This is a genomic window from Phytobacter cepae, from assembly GCF_054165735.1.
Window position 1 is genome coordinate 4,877,387 of record NZ_CM135107.1, and the last position, 17,407, is coordinate 4,894,793.

Consider the following 17,407-nt stretch of genomic DNA (forward strand, 5'->3'; position numbering starts at 1 on the left):
GAGCATATGTGGCGAGCCAGAATGGCAGGCATAAAAGCTTATGAGTAAAAAAGAACAAACGTTAATGACCCCGTACTTACAGTTCAATCGTAGCCAGTGGGCTGCACTTCGTGATTCAGTGCCAATGACGCTTACTGAAGGTGAAATCGCACGGTTAAAAGGCATTAATGAAGACCTCTCTCTGGAAGAGGTTGCTGAAATTTATCTTCCTCTTTCCCGTTTGCTCAATTTCTATATTAGTTCTAACTTGCGCCGCCAGGCTGTTCTTGAGCAATTTTTAGGCACCGATGGCCAACGTATTCCCTATATTATTAGTATCGCTGGCAGTGTTGCCGTAGGTAAGAGTACGACTGCGCGTGTCTTACAGGCACTATTAAGCCGCTGGCCGGAACACCGTCGCGTAGAATTGATTACCACTGATGGTTTCTTACATCCGAATCAGGTTTTGAAAGATCGCGACCTGATGAAGAAGAAGGGCTTTCCTCAGTCTTATGATATGCACCGTCTGGTTAAATTTGTCTCAGATATTAAATCTGGTGCGACAAATGTTACCGCACCGGTATATTCGCATCTGATTTATGATGTCATTCCTGATGGAGATAAAACGGTCGCACAGCCGGATATATTGATTCTTGAAGGATTAAATGTCCTGCAAAGCGGAATGGATTATCCTCACGATCCTCACCATGTGTTCGTCTCCGACTTTGTCGACTTTTCGATATACGTGGATGCGCCCGAGGAGTTGCTTAAACGTTGGTATATTAACCGCTTCCTGAAATTCAGAGAAGGCGCCTTTACCGACCCAGATTCTTATTTCCATAATTACGCAAAATTATCGGAAGAAGAGGCCGTTGAGATTGCTACATCACTTTGGCAGGAAATTAACTGGCTCAATCTGCAGGAAAATATTCTTCCAACACGTGAGCGTGCCAGTCTGATAATGACCAAAAGTGCAAACCACGCTGTTGAGCAAGTACGCTTACGCAAATAAAAAGAGGGGAGCCTGAACTCCCCTTCTTCATTCAGCGCTACGCAGAGAGATTTCCCCCCCCATCCAGGGTTTAATAACTCCATCTTGTTCCAGAAGCAATGCGCCTTGCATATCAATGCCGCGAGAAATACCGAAAATTTCACGTTCGCCAATAATAAGTTTAACCGGGCGGTTGATGAAATTATCAAGCTGATCCCAGCGGGACAACCAGGGCGCGAGTCCCTCTTCTTCAAAGAGCGCGAGAGCAGAACGCAGCTCGGTGATCAGACGAACCGCCAATACATTACGGTCAATGGTGATACCGGCTTCTTGCAGGTTGGTCCAGGCCTGATTAATGACACTCTCTTCAATGTTACGCATTACAAGATTGATACCCGCACCAATAACGATTTGCGCTGCATCGCCTGTTTTTCCCGTTAATTCCACGAGGATGCCTGCAAGTTTACGATCGTTAAGATAAAGATCATTCGGCCATTTTACGCGCACTTTATCAGCACCAAGCTCCTGTAATACCTCCGCCATGACCATGCCAATAACCAGGCTCAGCCCGACGGCAGCAGCCGGACCTTGCTCAAGACGCCAGTACATAGAGAGGTATAGGTTAGCACCAAATGGAGAGAACCATTTACGGCCACGTCTACCGCGGCCCGCCTGCTGATATTCCGCCACGCACGCATCACCCGACGCAATTTCAGAAATCCGGTCCAGTAAATACTGATTGGTAGAATCGATAACAGATAACACTGCCACGTTACCGTCAGGGACCTGTTCAGATATCCAGGACTGGCTCAGCAATTGAATCGGCTCCGGCAGACTGTATCCCTTACCTGGAACGGTAAAAACATCGACTCCCCAATCGCGAAGAGTTTGGATATGTTTATTAATAGCAGCACGGCTCATTCCCAGGCGTTCACCTAACTGTTCGCCAGAATGAAATTCACCGTCAGCGAGCAGTGAAACCAGCGTCAATGGGATTGTGTTGTCCTTCATGCAATAACCTCTACTGCGTTCACTTCACCACTTGCGCCAATAAAACGGACTTCAGGCTCCAGCCAGATATCAAATTTCTCGCCAACCCGTTCACGTACGAGGTGCGCCAGTTTTACCACATCATTACTGGTCGCATTGTTTTCATTAATTAACACCAGTGCCTGGTGTCGATGTACAGCTGCGCCACCTACAACTGTGCCCTTCAGCTGACACTGATCGATAAGCCACCCCGCGGCTAGCTTTACGCTCCCGTCAGCCTGGGGATAATGTGGCGCATGTGGCCATTCAGCGAGTAAAGATGTCGCTTTGTGATGGGAAATCACCGGGTTTTTGAAGAAGCTCCCTGCATTACCATTTACTTTTGGATCAGGCAACTTACTCATACGCATATGACAGACCGTATCAAATACCTCTTTAGCCGTCACGGTAGCAGGATCCAGTCGGATCAGATCACCATAGGATAAGATCGGTGTCCATTTTTTCGCTAAACGCAGACCGACTGCGACAATCACATAGCGATCCTGGTATTCATGCTTAAATATGCTGTCACGGTAACCAAAGCGGCACTCTTTGGCGCTAAGGCGCGTGTTCTTTCCCGTTGTCAGCTCAACACACTCTACATATTCACAGACGTTTTTTAGCTCTATGCCATAAGCGCCAATGTTTTGAATCGGCGATGAGCCTGCACACCCCGGGATAAGTGCGAGGTTTTCCAACCCAGGCATACTGTTATCGAGCGTAAATTGCACCAGATTGTGCCAGTTCTCACCGGCACCGACATGGAGATGCCAGGCGTCTTCGCTTTCTGTAACCTCAATGCCCATTATCCTGTTGACGATAACAGTCCCTGAAAAGTCATCCAGGAAGAGGACGTTGCTGCCTTCGCCCAGAATAAGTACCGGCTGATGGTTCTGAGTCGCGCTTTGCCACGCATTTAGTAATGGCTGAACACTTTCAGCACAGACAATATTGTGAGCATTCCGGTTGATACCAAATGTATTCCAGGGCTTAAGGGAGTGATTCATAGACGCTATCCTGATGCAGAAACCAGGCTAGTTTACCGTATCTGCAAGATGTGCGCTTGTGGTTATAGATAAGCTTTTCCGGGGAATAAAAACGCAAAAAGCCCATCCGTCAGGATGGGCTCTTCACGTGTTTGATGCCTGGCAGTTCCCTACTCTCGCATGGGGAGACCCCACACTACCATCGGCGCTACGGCGTTTCACTTCTGAGTTCGGCATGGGGTCAGGTGGGACCACCGCGCTAGTGCCGCCAGGCAAATTCTTTGTGCTCTGTCCTGTGGCTTTTGTGCTGATACTGCGTTGGCTGCTCTTGTGAACGTCAGTCACATACCTCAGTATGCTCCTTCCGTCACTGCGTTTGCCGCCTTGTCTCAGCGCAAAATCCTTCGGACTCTGAATCTAAGCTGAAAATCTCTCAAATCACGCCAAAACACCTTCGGCGTTGTAAGGTTAAGCCTCACGGTTCATTAGTATCGGTTAGCTCAACGTATCGCTACGCTTACACACCCGACCTATCAACGTCGTCGTCTTCAACGTTCCTTCAGGACCCTTAAAGGGTCAGGGAGAACTCATCTCGGGGCAAGTTTCGTGCTTAGATGCTTTCAGCACTTATCTTTTCCGCATTTAGCTACCGGGCAATGCCATTGGCATGACAACCCGAACACCAGTGATGCGTCCACTCCGGTCCTCTCGTACTAGGAGCAGCCCCCCTCAATTCTCCAGCGCCCACGGCAGATAGGGACCGAACTGTCTCACGACGTTCTAAACCCAGCTCGCGTACCACTTTAAACGGCGAACAGCCGTACCCTTGGGACCTACTTCAGCCCCAGGATGTGATGAGCCGACATCGAGGTGCCAAACACCGCCGTCGATATGAACTCTTGGGCGGTATCAGCCTGTTATCCCCGGAGTACCTTTTATCCGTTGAGCGATGGCCCTTCCATTCAGAACCACCGGATCACTATGACCTGCTTTCGCACCTGCTCGAGCCGTCACTCTCGCAGTCAAGCTAGCTTATGCCATTGCACTAACCTCCTGATGTCCGACCAGGATTAGCTAACCTTCGTGCTCCTCCGTTACACTTTAGGAGGAGACCGCCCCAGTCAAACTACCCACCAGACACTGTCCGCAACCCGGATCACGGGTCTACGTTAGAACATCAAACATTAAAGGGTGGTATTTCAAGGTTGGCTCCACGCAGACTGGCGTCCACGCTTCAAAGCCTCCCACCTATCCTACACATCAAGGCTCAATGTTCAGTGTCAAGCTATAGTAAAGGTTCACGGGGTCTTTCCGTCTTGCCGCGGGTACACTGCATCTTCACAGCGAGTTCAATTTCACTGAGTCTCGGGTGGAGACAGCCTGGCCATCATTACGCCATTCGTGCAGGTCGGAACTTACCCGACAAGGAATTTCGCTACCTTAGGACCGTTATAGTTACGGCCGCCGTTTACCGGGGCTTCGATCAAGAGCTTCTCCTTACGGATAACCCCATCAATTAACCTTCCGGCACCGGGCAGGCGTCACACCGTATACGTCCACTTTCGTGTTTGCACAGTGCTGTGTTTTTAATAAACAGTTGCAGCCAGCTGGTATCTTCGACTGAGTTCAGCTCCACGAGCAAGTCGCTTCACCTACCATCAGCGTGCCTTCTCCCGAAGTTACGGCACCATTTTGCCTAGTTCCTTCACCCGAGTTCTCTCAAGCGCCTTGGTATTCTCTACCTGACCACCTGTGTCGGTTTGGGGTACGATTTTGTGTTACCTGATGCTTAGAGGCTTTTCCTGGAAGCAGGGCATTTGTTACTTCAGCACCGTAGTGCCTCGTCATCACACCTCAGCGTTAAAAAGGTACCGGATTTACCTGGAACCTCCGCCTACATGCTTAAACCGGGACAACCGTCGCCCGGCTAACATAGCCTTCTCCGTCCCCCCTTCGCAGTAACACCAAGTACAGGAATATTAACCTGTTTCCCATCGACTACGCCTTTCGGCCTCGCCTTAGGGGTCGACTCACCCTGCCCCGATTAACGTTGGACAGGAACCCTTGGTCTTCCGGCGAGCGGGCTTTTCACCCGCTTTATCGTTACTTATGTCAGCATTCGCACTTCTGATACCTCCAGCAACCCTCACAGGTCACCTTCAACGGCTTACAGAACGCTCCCCTACCCAACAACGCATAAGCGTCGCTGCCGCAGCTTCGGTGCATGGTTTAGCCCCGTTACATCTTCCGCGCAGGCCGACTCGACCAGTGAGCTATTACGCTTTCTTTAAATGATGGCTGCTTCTAAGCCAACATCCTGGCTGTCTGTGCCTTCCCACATCGTTTCCCACTTAACCATGACTTTGGGACCTTAGCTGGCGGTCTGGGTTGTTTCCCTCTTCACGACGGACGTTAGCACCCGCCGTGTGTCTCCCGTGATAACATTCTTCGGTATTCGTAGTTTGCATCGGGTTGGTAAGTCGGGATGACCCCCTAGCCGAAACAGTGCTCTACCCCCGAAGATGAATTCACGAGGCGCTACCTAAATAGCTTTCGGGGAGAACCAGCTATCTCCCGGTTTGATTGGCCTTTCACCCCCAGCCACAGGTCATCCGCTAATTTTTCAACATTAGTCGGTTCGGTCCTCCAGTTAGTGTTACCCAACCTTCAACCTGCCCATGGCTAGATCACCGGGTTTCGGGTCTATACCCTGCAACTTAACGCCCAGTTAAGACTCGGTTTCCCTGCGGCTCCCCTATACGGTTAACCTTGCTACAGAATATAAGTCGCTGACCCATTATACAAAAGGTACGCAGTCACACCACGAAGGTGCTCCCACTGCTTGTACGTACACGGTTTCAGGTTCTTTTTCACTCCCCTCGCCGGGGTTCTTTTCGCCTTTCCCTCACGGTACTGGTTCACTATCGGTCAGTCAGGAGTATTTAGCCTTGGAGGATGGTCCCCCCATATTCAGACAGGATACCACGTGTCCCGCCCTACTCTTCGAGTTCACAACATATGCACTTTCATGTACGGGACTTTCACCCTGTATCGTGCGACTTTCCAGACGCTTCCATTAACACACATGCTGATTCAGACTCTGGGCTCCTCCCCGTTCGCTCGCCGCTACTGGGGGAATCTCGGTTGATTTCTTTTCCTCGGGGTACTTAGATGTTTCAGTTCCCCCGGTTCGCCTCATGCCACTATGTATTCATGACATGATAGTGTGTCGAAACACACTGGGTTTCCCCATTCGGGTATCGCCGGGTCAAAGGTTCATATCACCTCGCCGACGCTTATCGCAGATTAGCACGCCCTTCATCGCCTCTGACTGCCAGGGCATCCACCGTGTACGCTTAGTCGCTTAACCTCACAACCCGAAGATGTTTCGTAAAACACCGTTCAGTGTCGTGAAAATTTGAGAGACTCGAACACACCGTCATTCTGTTCTTATTACGGAGAACAGACACGATGTGTCGTTTCAATTTTCAGCTTGATCCAGATTTTTAAAGAGCAAAACTTCGCAGTGAACCTTTTCAGGTACACTCTGAAGTTTTCTTATCATGTGCAGTAAAGGATGGTGGAGCTATGCGGGATCGAACCGCAGACCTCCTGCGTGCAAGGCAGGCGCTCTCCCAGCTGAGCTATAACCCCATCGTAATACTGAATCTCTGTTTACCGGAATTTTTCCTGAGGCAAGGCGTGTAACGGCGAAGCATACTGAGGTATGCGAGCTGTTTCACAACGCAGCATTCAGGGAAAATTTGGTAGGCCTGAGTGGACTTGAACCACCGACCTCACCCTTATCAGGGGTGCGCTCTAACCACCTGAGCTACAAGCCTGCAGAGATTGCTTTACTGCTAATTTTCATCAGACAATCTGTGTGAGCACTACAAAGGCAGGTTCTTTAAGGTAAGGAGGTGATCCAACCGCAGGTTCCCCTACGGTTACCTTGTTACGACTTCACCCCAGTCATGAATCACAAAGTGGTAAGCGCCCTCCCGAAGGTTAAGCTACCTACTTCTTTTGCAACCCACTCCCATGGTGTGACGGGCGGTGTGTACAAGGCCCGGGAACGTATTCACCGTGGCATTCTGATCCACGATTACTAGCGATTCCGACTTCACGGAGTCGAGTTGCAGACTCCGATCCGGACTACGACATACTTTATGAGGTCCGCTTGCTCTCGCGAGGTCGCTTCTCTTTGTATATGCCATTGTAGCACGTGTGTAGCCCTACTCGTAAGGGCCATGATGACTTGACGTCATCCCCACCTTCCTCCAGTTTATCACTGGCAGTCTCCTTTGAGTTCCCGGCCGGACCGCTGGCAACAAAGGATAAGGGTTGCGCTCGTTGCGGGACTTAACCCAACATTTCACAACACGAGCTGACGACAGCCATGCAGCACCTGTCTCAGAGTTCCCGAAGGCACCAAAGCATCTCTGCTAAGTTCTCTGGATGTCAAGAGTAGGTAAGGTTCTTCGCGTTGCATCGAATTAAACCACATGCTCCACCGCTTGTGCGGGCCCCCGTCAATTCATTTGAGTTTTAACCTTGCGGCCGTACTCCCCAGGCGGTCGACTTAACGCGTTAGCTCCGGAAGCCACTCCTCAAGGGAACAACCTCCAAGTCGACATCGTTTACAGCGTGGACTACCAGGGTATCTAATCCTGTTTGCTCCCCACGCTTTCGCACCTGAGCGTCAGTCTTTGTCCAGGGGGCCGCCTTCGCCACCGGTATTCCTCCAGATCTCTACGCATTTCACCGCTACACCTGGAATTCTACCCCCCTCTACAAGACTCAAGCCTGCCAGTTTCGAATGCAGTTCCCAGGTTGAGCCCGGGGATTTCACATCCGACTTGACAGACCGCCTGCGTGCGCTTTACGCCCAGTAATTCCGATTAACGCTTGCACCCTCCGTATTACCGCGGCTGCTGGCACGGAGTTAGCCGGTGCTTCTTCTGCGGGTAACGTCAATCGACACGGTTATTAACCGTATCGCCTTCCTCCCCGCTGAAAGTACTTTACAACCCGAAGGCCTTCTTCATACACGCGGCATGGCTGCATCAGGCTTGCGCCCATTGTGCAATATTCCCCACTGCTGCCTCCCGTAGGAGTCTGGACCGTGTCTCAGTTCCAGTGTGGCTGGTCATCCTCTCAGACCAGCTAGGGATCGTCGCCTAGGTGAGCCGTTACCCCACCTACTAGCTAATCCCATCTGGGCACATCTGATGGCAAGAGGCCCGAAGGTCCCCCTCTTTGGTCTTGCGACGTTATGCGGTATTAGCTACCGTTTCCAGTAGTTATCCCCCTCCATCAGGCAGTTTCCCAGACATTACTCACCCGTCCGCCACTCGTCACCCGAGAGCAAGCTCTCTGTGCTACCGTTCGACTTGCATGTGTTAGGCCTGCCGCCAGCGTTCAATCTGAGCCATGATCAAACTCTTCAATTTAAGTTTGATGCTCGTAGAATTAAACTTCGTAATGAATTACGTGTTCACTCTTTGAGACTTGGTATTCATTTATTGTCCGGAGACATTAAGAATCCATGTCACTTTGAGTGCCCACACAGATTGTCTGATAAATTGTTAAAGAGCAGTGCCGCTGTATTTTCGCTGCGGCGCGGGGTGTGCATATTACGCTTTCCCGCTTCAGAGTCAAGCATTAATTTTTGCTTTTCTCTACGAGGTTCTCAGTGGAACCCCGCTGACCCGGCGGCGTGTATGCCGTTGTTCCGTGTCAGTGGAGGCGCATTATAGGGAGTTATTCCGGGCTGACAAGTATAAAATTCAAAAAAATTATCGTTCGCTCAAATTTCATTCGTAAAGTTTATTAAAGAGACGAATTGCGGTTTAACTGAGCGATTTTATGGGCAAACAGGCTCACTTGCTGCCAGTCGGTATAGACCACTTCTTTACGCGTATCGGTTTCCCCGCCCGTCATTTTCATAATGAGTTGAATCATCAGGCGATCAAACCAGCGGTAGCGCGGGTAACGTAACGCACCAGCAAAGACGGCGCAGGCATCAGGCTGCCATGGAGATCGCGCCAGGAACTTCTGCGTATAGCTGTTTGTCTCCGGCGTGTTCTTTTCCGGCTTACGCGCCACCAGGTTTACAGAGAAGAATGCCCCAGGCAGACGGCTCAAGGTTTCACCGTGCTGTTTCACAAAACTGTCCAGCACCGGGTTGAAATGACCATAGCGAATGGAGGCGCCTATCACGACCCGGTCATAAGCGTCCCAGAGAACGTTTTGTGCATCATTAAGATTAACCACATCACTCTCGATACCCAGCCCCCGGAGCTCGGCAGCAATCGTGTTTGCAATCTCATGCGTCTGTCCATCGCGGGTCGAAAACAGAATCAATGTTTTCACGTGTTACGTCCTTATTCGCGCCAGAAGGTGGGAGTGAAAAGTACTAATAAGGTAAAGACCTCAAGACGACCAAACAGCATATTGGCAATCAAAATCCATTTTGCCACTGGATTCATACTGGCAAAGTTGTCTGCCACCACGCCGAGGCCAGGCCCCAGGTTATTAAGCGTCGCCACAACAGAAGCAAACGCTGAGAAGTCATCTACGCCGGTGGCAATGATAGCCAGCATGCTAACGATAAACACCAACGCATAGGCCGAGAAGAATCCCCATACTGCTTCGAGGATACGTTCAGGCAGCGCACGGTTACCTAATTTAATGCTGTACACCGCATTCGGGTGCACCAGACGTTTCAGTTCGCGGTTGCCCTGTTTGAACAGTAACAGGATGCGGATGACCTTCAGCCCCCCGCCCGTCGATCCTGCACAGCCACCAATAAAAGCAGAGCACAGTAACAGCACCGGCAGGAAGAGCGGCCAGCGTGCAATACTGTCCGTGGTGAAGCCAGCGGTGGTCGCCATTGAGACTACCTGGAAGAACGCCTGATTGAGCGTGGTTACCGCAGAGGCATAGACGTTATGGAACCACAGCACCACGGTACAGATAACCACCAGCGTCAGTTGCACCCCAATAAACATTCTGAACTCAGGGTCACGCCAATAGACCTTTAAATTACGTCCGCTTAATAAAGAGAAGTGCAGGCCGTAATTACAACCAGAGATCAGCAGGAAGATGGCAATAATCGTGTTGATCGTCGGGCTGTCGAAATAGCCCACGCTGGCGTCATGGGTTGAGAAGCCGCCAATCGCGATGGTTGAGAAGCTATGACCAATAGCGTCAAAGGCGGGCATACCGGCAAACCACAGTGCCAGCGCGCAGGCGATGGTCAGCAAGACATAAATAAGCCACAAGGTTTTCGCTGTTTCGGCAATTCGCGGACGCATTTTGTTGTCTTTCAACGGGCCCGGCATTTCGGCACGGTAAAGCTGCATCCCCCCCACGCCCAGAATAGGCAGAATCGCCACCGCCAGCACGATGATCCCCATCCCGCCGAACCATTGCAGCATCTGTCGATAAAAGAGAATGGCGTGCGGTAACGAATCCAGCCCTACCAGCGTCGTGGCACCAGTGGTGGTTAACCCTGAGAAAGATTCAAAAAACGCATCGGTTATTGTCAGGTTGGGGCTTTCGGAAAAGATGAACGGCAGCGCACCCACGCTGCCCAGCACCGTCCAGAACAGGACGACGATGAGAAAGCCCTCGCGGGATTTCAGCTCACTCTTTTCGCGGCGGTTTGGCCACCACAAAAGGGAACCAATCGCCAGCGCAACAAAAAATGTTTGGGTAAATGCTCGCCCCGCCCCATCGCGGTAGAGTAAGGCCACCAGCCCCGGCAGAATCATCGTCCCGGAAAAGAGGATGATAAGCAGGCCAACGATTCGGGTTATGGCGCGAAAATGCATCTCTGCCGCTTCCTTAGATAGTAAAGTGTGCGAAAACCAGGTGGGGATTATTCTTCAATCTTATCTAAATGCAACGCACCGCGACTGAAATCAGCGAGTTTTAGTGAAAAAGCCGTCACTTCAGAGAGTGGCAGCGCGACCCGAAGGCGGACAGCAGCCTGGTATTCACTCGCGACAATTTTCCCGGCGAACTGCCCGAGCAGGGTTTCGATGCCCGCCAACTGCCCATATTCACATTGCACCGTATATTCGGTTAATGGCGTCTTGCGCTGCGTCGTGAGCAGGGCAAGCGCCTGGCTGACACCGCCACCGTAGGCTTTTACCAGCCCACCAGTGCCTAACAGTATGCCGCCGTAGTAGCGCACAACGACGGCGGTGATTTCTCCGACCCCGCTTCCCATTAACTGGGCGAGGATCGGTTTTCCGGCGGTACCGGCGGGTTCACCATCGTCAGAAAAGCCCAGCTGTTGGGAATCATCTGGCGGCCCGGCAACCCAGGCCACACAATGGTGACGTGCGTCCGGGTGCGCTGCCCGAACCGATTCCACAAAGCTCTTCGCCGCCTCTACGCCATCGGTATGCGCCAGTAGCGTAATGAAGCGGCTCTTTTTGATCTCTTCAACAACGGTAACCGGCGCGTCCGGTATCAGCCAGCTTTCCATTACGCCAGTTTCAGATCCCGCGTCATGTTCTCAATGCTGTTCTCATGAATGACAACGTTGTCTTCAATACGAACGCCACCAAACGGCTTCAGCGCTTCAATTTTCTGCCAGTTGAAATGCTGACTGAACGGACCTTCACGCCATGGGGCCAGCAGAGAGTCAATAAAATAGATGCCCGGTTCAATAGTCAGCACCATACGTGGCTGCAGCACACGAGTGCAACGCAGGTACGGGTATTTCGACGGCGCTGCCAGATGCGTGCCGGTATCATCCTGCATAAAACCGGCAACGTCATGCACCTGCAGCCCCAGCGGATGCCCGATACCGTGCGGCATAAACGGCCCGGTGAGATCGTTCTCGACCATCGCTTCTTCACTGATGTCAGTGATGATTTGGTGTTTACGCAGCAATTTAGCAATACGTTGATGGAACTGAAGATGATACTCGAGATAGTTGACCCCGGTTTTCAGGGTACTAATCAGCGCCAGTTGCTCATCGTTAACGTCTTTCACCAGGTGGGCGTAGTCGTTATCACTGTTCGCAGACCAGGTACGGGTCAGGTCGGCGGCATAACCGTTATATTCCGCGCCGGCATCCAGCAGGAAGCTACGCAACTCGGCAGGCGCGCGGTGATCCAGCTTCGTGTAATGCAGCACGGAAGCATGCTCATTCAGCGCCACGATATTGCTGTATGGCACATCGGTATCACGATGACCGGTGGCCGTCAGGTATGCAAGATTAATATCGAACTCGCTCATGCCGGAACGGAAAGCCTCTTCCGCCGCGTGATGTCCGTTAACTGCGGTTTTCTGCGCTTCACGCATGCACGCCAGTTCATAATCGGTTTTATAGGCACGATAGTAGTGCAGGTAATCAATCACCCCTTTCGGGTTGATGTTGCTGGCAGTGATATCCAGCGCGAGAGCGCGTTCGGGGACCGGGCCAATATAACCGATATTGCCACGCGAAGCGGGCAGTTGGCTGCCAATTCCGTCCGCTTTCGGCAATGCGATAACCTCAACCTCTTCGGTCCAGAAGGATGTCGGCAGCGGCTCCACGTTGTGCCAGTAATCAACTGGCAGGTAGAACCACAACTTAGGTTTATTCACCCCATCCACCAACAACCAACAATTCGGAACCTGGGTTACCGGCACCCAGGCTTTGAACTGTGGATTCACTTTAAACGGATAAGGATGATCGTCGAGAAAGACATTGAACAGTTCACCGGAGTGAATCAACAGCGCATCGAGCTTAAAACGGGCCAGTACATCGCGGGTACGTTCCTGTAACGTAACGATATGATTTTTATATAGCGCGGCCAGTGAGTCCATCATTCTTCCTTCTGTTTTTTTGACCTCATGTTTTCGCATCTTAGCACAGCTCCATCAGGGAGCGAGATTTCCACTGAGCGTGATCGGCCCTGCAATTTCTTAATGATAAATTTGCAATTTATTAACATAAAATCCACACTTCGCCTCATCTGGTACGACCAGATCATCTTGCTGGATTCAGGAGACTGACATGCTCTACAAAGGCGAAACCCTATATCTCAACTGGCTGGAAGACGGCATTGCCGAACTGGTGTTCGACGCCCCCGGCTCAGTGAACAAACTTGATACGGCAACCGTTGCCAGCCTCGGTGAGGCGCTGGACGTGCTGGAAAAGCACGCCGATTTAAAAGCCCTGCTACTGCGTTCTGAAAAAGCGGCATTTATTGTCGGTGCAGACATCACCGAATTCCTCTCCCTGTTCCTGGTTCCTGCAGAGCAACTGAGCAGTTGGCTCCATTTTGCTAACAGCGTCTTCAGCCGACTGGAAGATTTGCCGGTACCGACGATTTCCGCCGTGAATGGCTACGCGCTGGGCGGAGGTTGCGAATGTGTCCTGGCGACGGATTACCGCCTGGCTACCCCCGATCTACGCATCGGGCTGCCGGAAACCAAACTCGGCATCATGCCGGGCTTTGGCGGTTCAGTGCGCCTGCCGCGCCTGCTCGGGGCAGACAGCGCGCTGGAGATAATCGCAGCCGGTAAAGATGTGGGTGCCGAAGAGGCGCTGAAAATCGGCCTGGTGGACGGCGTGGTAAAAGCAGAGAAGCTGAAAGAAGGTGCCATTGCCATTCTGCGTCAGGCCATAAGTGGCGATCTTGACTGGAAAGCCAAACGCCAGCCGAAGCTGGAGCCACTGCACTTAAGCAAAATCGAAGCGGCCATGAGCTTTACCATTGCCAAAGGCATGGTCGCGCAGACCGCAGGAAAACACTACCCCGCCCCGATAACGGCAGTGAAGACCATCGAAGCGGCTGCACGCTTTGGCCGTGATGAAGCGCTGAAGCTCGAAAACCAAAGTTTCGTTCCGCTGGCGCATAGTAAAGAAGCCCGCGCCCTGGTTGGCATCTTCCTCAACGATCAGTTTGTGAAAGGCAAAGCGAAGAAACTGACCAAAGAGGTTGAAACACCCAAACAGGCTGCCGTACTCGGCGCTGGCATTATGGGTGGCGGTATTGCTTACCAGTCAGCCTGGAAAGGGGTGCCGGTGGTGATGAAGGATATCAACGACAAGTCACTGACGCTTGGCATGACCGAAGCCAGCAAGCTGCTTAATAAGCAGCTTGAGCGCGGAAAAATTGACGGTCTGAAACTGGCCGGCGTCATCTCAACCATTCATCCGACCCTCGACTACAGCGGTTTTGACCGTGTTGACGTGGTCGTTGAAGCGGTGGTTGAAAACCCGAAAGTCAAAAAAGCGGTACTGGCGGAAACGGAAGACAAAGTCCGCCCGGATACCGTGCTGGCATCGAATACCTCGACGATCCCCATCAGCGAGTTGGCGAGCGTACTCAAACGCCCGGAAAACTTCTGCGGCATGCATTTCTTTAACCCGGTGCACCGGATGCCGCTGGTTGAGGTCATTCGCGGCGAAAAAACGTCTGATAGCACCCTCGCCAAAGTGGTGGCGTGGGCCAGCAAGATGGGCAAAACGCCGATTGTGGTCAACGACTGCCCCGGCTTCTTCGTCAACCGCGTGCTGTTCCCCTACTTTGCCGGCTTCAGTCAGTTACTGCGCGACGGCGCGGATTTCCGCAAAGTCGACAAAGTGATGGAAAAACAGTTTGGCTGGCCGATGGGCCCGGCGTATTTGCTGGATGTGGTCGGCATTGATACTGCGCATCACGCGCAGGTAGTGATGGCAGCAGGCTTCCCGCAGCGGATGCAGAAAGATTATCGCGATGCGATCGATGCCCTGTTCGACGCTAACCGTTTCGGCCAGAAAAATGGCCTCGGCTTCTGGCGCTATAAAGAAGACAGCAAAGGTAAGCCGAAGAAGGAAGAGGATGCTGCGGTCGATAGCCTGCTGGCAGACGTCAGCCAGCCGAAGCGTGATTTCAGCGATGAAGAGATTATCGCCCGCATGATGATCCCGATGGTCAACGAAGTGGTGCGTTGCCTGGAAGAGGGCATTATCTCCAGCCCGGCGGAAGCCGATATGGCGCTGGTCTATGGTCTGGGCTTCCCGCCGTTCCACGGTGGCGCGTTCCGTTGGCTTGATACGCTCGGCAGCGCAAAATATCTCGATATGGCCCAGCAGTATCAGCATCTCGGTCCGTTGTATAAAGTGCCGGAAGGTCTGCGCGAAAAAGCGCGCCATAACGAACCGTACTATCCCCAGGTTGAGCCAGCCCGTCCGGTTGGCGAGCTGAAAACGGCTTAAGGAGTCACAATGGAACAGGTTGTCATTGTCGATGCGATTCGTACCCCGATGGGCCGTTCAAAGGGCGGGGCTTTTCGCAACGTGCGGGCAGAAGATCTCTCCGCACACTTAATGCGTAGCCTGCTGGCGCGAAACCCGGCGCTGGACGCTACTGCTCTGGACGATATCTACTGGGGCTGCGTACAGCAGACGCTGGAGCAGGGCTTCAACATCGCCCGTAACGCTGCGTTATTGGCAGAAATCCCCCATTCGGTGCCCGCCGTGACCGTCAACCGCTTGTGCGGTTCATCAATGCAGGCATTGCATGACGCGGCGCGCATGATTATGACCGGCGACGCGCAGGCATGTCTCGTCGGCGGCGTGGAGCATATGGGGCACGTGCCAATGAGCCACGGCGTGGATTTTCATCCGGGCATGAGTCGTAACGTCGCCAAAGCGGCGGGAATGATGGGGCTGACGGCAGAAATGCTGTCGCGCATGCATGGTATCAGCCGTGAGATGCAGGATGCGTTTGCCGCCCGCTCTCACGCTCGCGCCTGGGCCGCCACGCAATCCGGTGCGTTCAGAAATGAAATCATCCCCACCGGGGGTCATGACGCAGACGGCGTGCTCAAACAGTTTAACTACGACGAAGTTATCCGCCCGGAAACCACCGTTGAGGCGCTCTCGGCGCTGCGACCGGCGTTTGATCCGGTGAACGGCACGGTGACCGCAGGGACGTCTTCCGCTCTCTCAGATGGCGCTTCCGCCATGCTGGTAATGAGCGAAAACCGCGCCCGTGAGTTAGGGTTGAAAGCGCGCGCCCGTGTGCGTTCGATGGCTGTGGTCGGCTGCGATCCGTCGATCATGGGCTACGGTCCGGTGCCGGCATCACAACTGGCGCTGAAAAAAGCCGGACTCGCCGTGGGAGATATCGACCTGTTTGAAATGAATGAGGCCTTCGCCGCGCAGATCCTGCCATGCATTAAAGATCTGGGGCTGATGGAGCAGATAGACGAGAAGATCAACCTCAACGGTGGCGCGATCGCACTCGGCCATCCACTGGGTTGTTCCGGTACACGTATCAGCACCACGCTCCTTAATCTGATGGAACGCAAAGATGCCCAGTTTGGTCTGGCAACGATGTGTATCGGGTTGGGTCAGGGTATCGCGACGGTATTCGAGCGGGTGTAACACGCGCTCCGGCATCCATAATCGTAGGCCGGATAAGACGCCTGGGCGTCGCCATCCGGCATGTTTGCCGGGGGCGCTGCGCTTGCCCGACCTACACAAAAGTATCTCAAAGCCAATGGCGCCAGAACAAGGCGGCAAGCGAGCAAATCCCGATGAGCTTACTGAAGTAAGTGATTCGGGTGAGCGAGCGCAGTCAACGCAGTTATGGCGTCACTGGCGAAGAGAGACAGTTTAGTTGCCGTTTTTCCCGCCCGTCAGGGGCGGGTTTTTTGTTTCTTAAATAAACGCGAATGCATCGCCGAACAGGCGGTCTTCACGTGCACCGCGTTCGTTACAGAACAGGTCACGGGCAATCTTCGCCATTTCAAAACGGCCGGCAATGTAGATGTCGTGCTCCGCCAGGGTACCAAAATCCTGTAATACTGCAGTCAGTACCGTACCGTTACGGCCACGCCAGTTTTCATCCGGCTGCTCGACCACGGCTTCAACACGCAGATTCGGGTGGTTGACAGAGAGGGCTTCCAGTTCAGCCAGATCGTAGAGATGTTTCTCTTCGCGACCGCCCCAGTAAATGGTGATATCACGGTCAGGATTCTGAGCCAGCGCCGTTAACAGAATAGAACGCGCGTAGGAGAAGCCGGTCCCCCCGGCAATCAGCACTAACGGACGTTCTTCGTCATCACGCAGCCAGGCTTCGCCGTGTGGAATATCAACAACCACTTCACGATCCTTGAGAATGCGATCCATCACCGCCATGGCGTAGAGATTGATTTCCGACGCACCAATATGCAGCTCAATATACTCGTGCTGATCGGGGGTTGAAGCTATGGAGAAGGGGCGTTTGTCTCGTTCATCCATCACTACCATTAAGTACTGGCCAGCGCGAAAAGAAAAAGCCGCTTCCGGCACTAAACGTACGCGATATACGGTATCGGTGATGGCATCTACCGAGGTCACTTTACAGCTTAAGGTTGTCATGCGCTCCCTCTGTCGGGTTCATACTTGTTATCGTAGTGTCAGGCGAAAAACGGTGGTGCG

Annotated in this window: 10 protein-coding genes, 2 tRNA genes and 3 rRNA genes; 3 read left to right on the plus strand and 12 right to left on the minus strand. The window is 52.7% G+C overall.

Translation table 11 applies throughout. The features are described from left to right. Positions 1–40: 40 nt before the first annotated feature. The gene (coaA, locus tag ACUY4Q_RS22830) at positions 41–991 is read left to right on the plus strand and encodes a type I pantothenate kinase (RefSeq protein ID WP_458044912.1); all 951 of its coding nucleotides are present in this window, start codon (positions 41–43) and stop codon (positions 989–991) included. 27 nt (positions 992–1,018) lie between these two features. Here coaA and birA read toward each other — a convergent pair whose 3' ends face one another. From birA to pepQ, 11 genes are all read right to left on the minus strand, one after another. Beyond that, entirely contained in the window at positions 1,019–1,981 is a 963-nt protein-coding gene (gene birA, locus ACUY4Q_RS22835; RefSeq protein WP_458044913.1) for a bifunctional biotin--[acetyl-CoA-carboxylase] ligase/biotin operon repressor BirA, read from the minus strand. Continuing rightward, on the minus strand, positions 1,978–3,006 hold the full coding sequence (murB, locus tag ACUY4Q_RS22840; RefSeq protein ID WP_458044914.1) for a UDP-N-acetylmuramate dehydrogenase: 1,029 nt from the start codon (positions 3,004–3,006) through the stop codon (positions 1,978–1,980). Before murB ends, birA begins: the two co-directional genes overlap by 4 nt. A gap of 136 nt (positions 3,007–3,142) precedes the next feature. Beyond that, a 5S ribosomal RNA gene (rrf, locus tag ACUY4Q_RS22845) occupies positions 3,143–3,258 on the minus strand. Between the two features lie 191 nt (positions 3,259–3,449). Then, positions 3,450–6,355, minus strand: a 23S ribosomal RNA gene (locus ACUY4Q_RS22850). 208 nt (positions 6,356–6,563) lie between these two features. After that, a tRNA-Ala gene (locus ACUY4Q_RS22855) sits at positions 6,564–6,639 on the minus strand. Positions 6,640–6,750: 111 nt separating this feature from the next. Next, a tRNA-Ile gene (locus ACUY4Q_RS22860) sits at positions 6,751–6,827 on the minus strand. Positions 6,828–6,898: 71 nt separating this feature from the next. Beyond that, positions 6,899–8,438, minus strand: a 16S ribosomal RNA gene (locus ACUY4Q_RS22865). Together the 16S, 23S and 5S rRNA genes with 2 tRNA genes alongside form the textbook arrangement of a ribosomal RNA operon. Before the next feature lie 379 nt (positions 8,439–8,817). Further along, positions 8,818–9,360, minus strand: a complete 543-nt coding sequence (hemG, locus tag ACUY4Q_RS22870) for a menaquinone-dependent protoporphyrinogen IX dehydrogenase (protein ID WP_458044915.1) — start codon at positions 9,358–9,360, stop codon at positions 8,818–8,820. 11 nt (positions 9,361–9,371) lie between these two features. Then, entirely contained in the window at positions 9,372–10,823 is a 1,452-nt protein-coding gene (trkH, locus tag ACUY4Q_RS22875; RefSeq protein ID WP_458044916.1) for a Trk system potassium transporter TrkH, read from the minus strand. 47 nt (positions 10,824–10,870) lie between these two features. Beyond that, positions 10,871–11,485 carry an IMPACT family protein gene (locus ACUY4Q_RS22880; RefSeq protein WP_458044917.1) on the minus strand — a complete coding sequence of 205 codons (615 nt, stop codon included), beginning with the start codon at positions 11,483–11,485 and terminating at the stop codon, positions 10,871–10,873. After that, the gene (pepQ, locus tag ACUY4Q_RS22885) at positions 11,485–12,816 is read right to left on the minus strand and encodes a Xaa-Pro dipeptidase (RefSeq protein WP_458047424.1); all 1,332 of its coding nucleotides are present in this window, start codon (positions 12,814–12,816) and stop codon (positions 11,485–11,487) included. The genes ACUY4Q_RS22880 and pepQ overlap by 1 nt, the downstream gene beginning before the upstream one ends. Before the next feature lie 190 nt (positions 12,817–13,006). Between pepQ and fadB the strand changes: the two genes are divergently transcribed. Together fadB and fadA are read left to right on the plus strand one after the other, a co-directional pair. Further along, positions 13,007–15,196: a fatty acid oxidation complex subunit alpha FadB gene (gene fadB, locus ACUY4Q_RS22890; RefSeq protein WP_458044918.1), complete on the plus strand. Its 2,190-nt coding sequence runs from the start codon at positions 13,007–13,009 to the stop codon at positions 15,194–15,196. A gap of 9 nt (positions 15,197–15,205) precedes the next feature. Then, positions 15,206–16,369 (plus strand): acetyl-CoA C-acyltransferase FadA, encoded by a 1,164-nt coding sequence (fadA, locus tag ACUY4Q_RS22895; RefSeq protein ID WP_458044919.1) that lies wholly within the window; start codon positions 15,206–15,208, stop codon positions 16,367–16,369. A 276-nt stretch (positions 16,370–16,645) separates the two neighbouring features. Here fadA and fre read toward each other — a convergent pair whose 3' ends face one another. Next, on the minus strand, positions 16,646–17,347 hold the full coding sequence (gene fre / locus ACUY4Q_RS22900) for an NAD(P)H-flavin reductase (protein WP_458044920.1): 702 nt from the start codon (positions 17,345–17,347) through the stop codon (positions 16,646–16,648). Positions 17,348–17,407 lie beyond the last annotated feature (60 nt).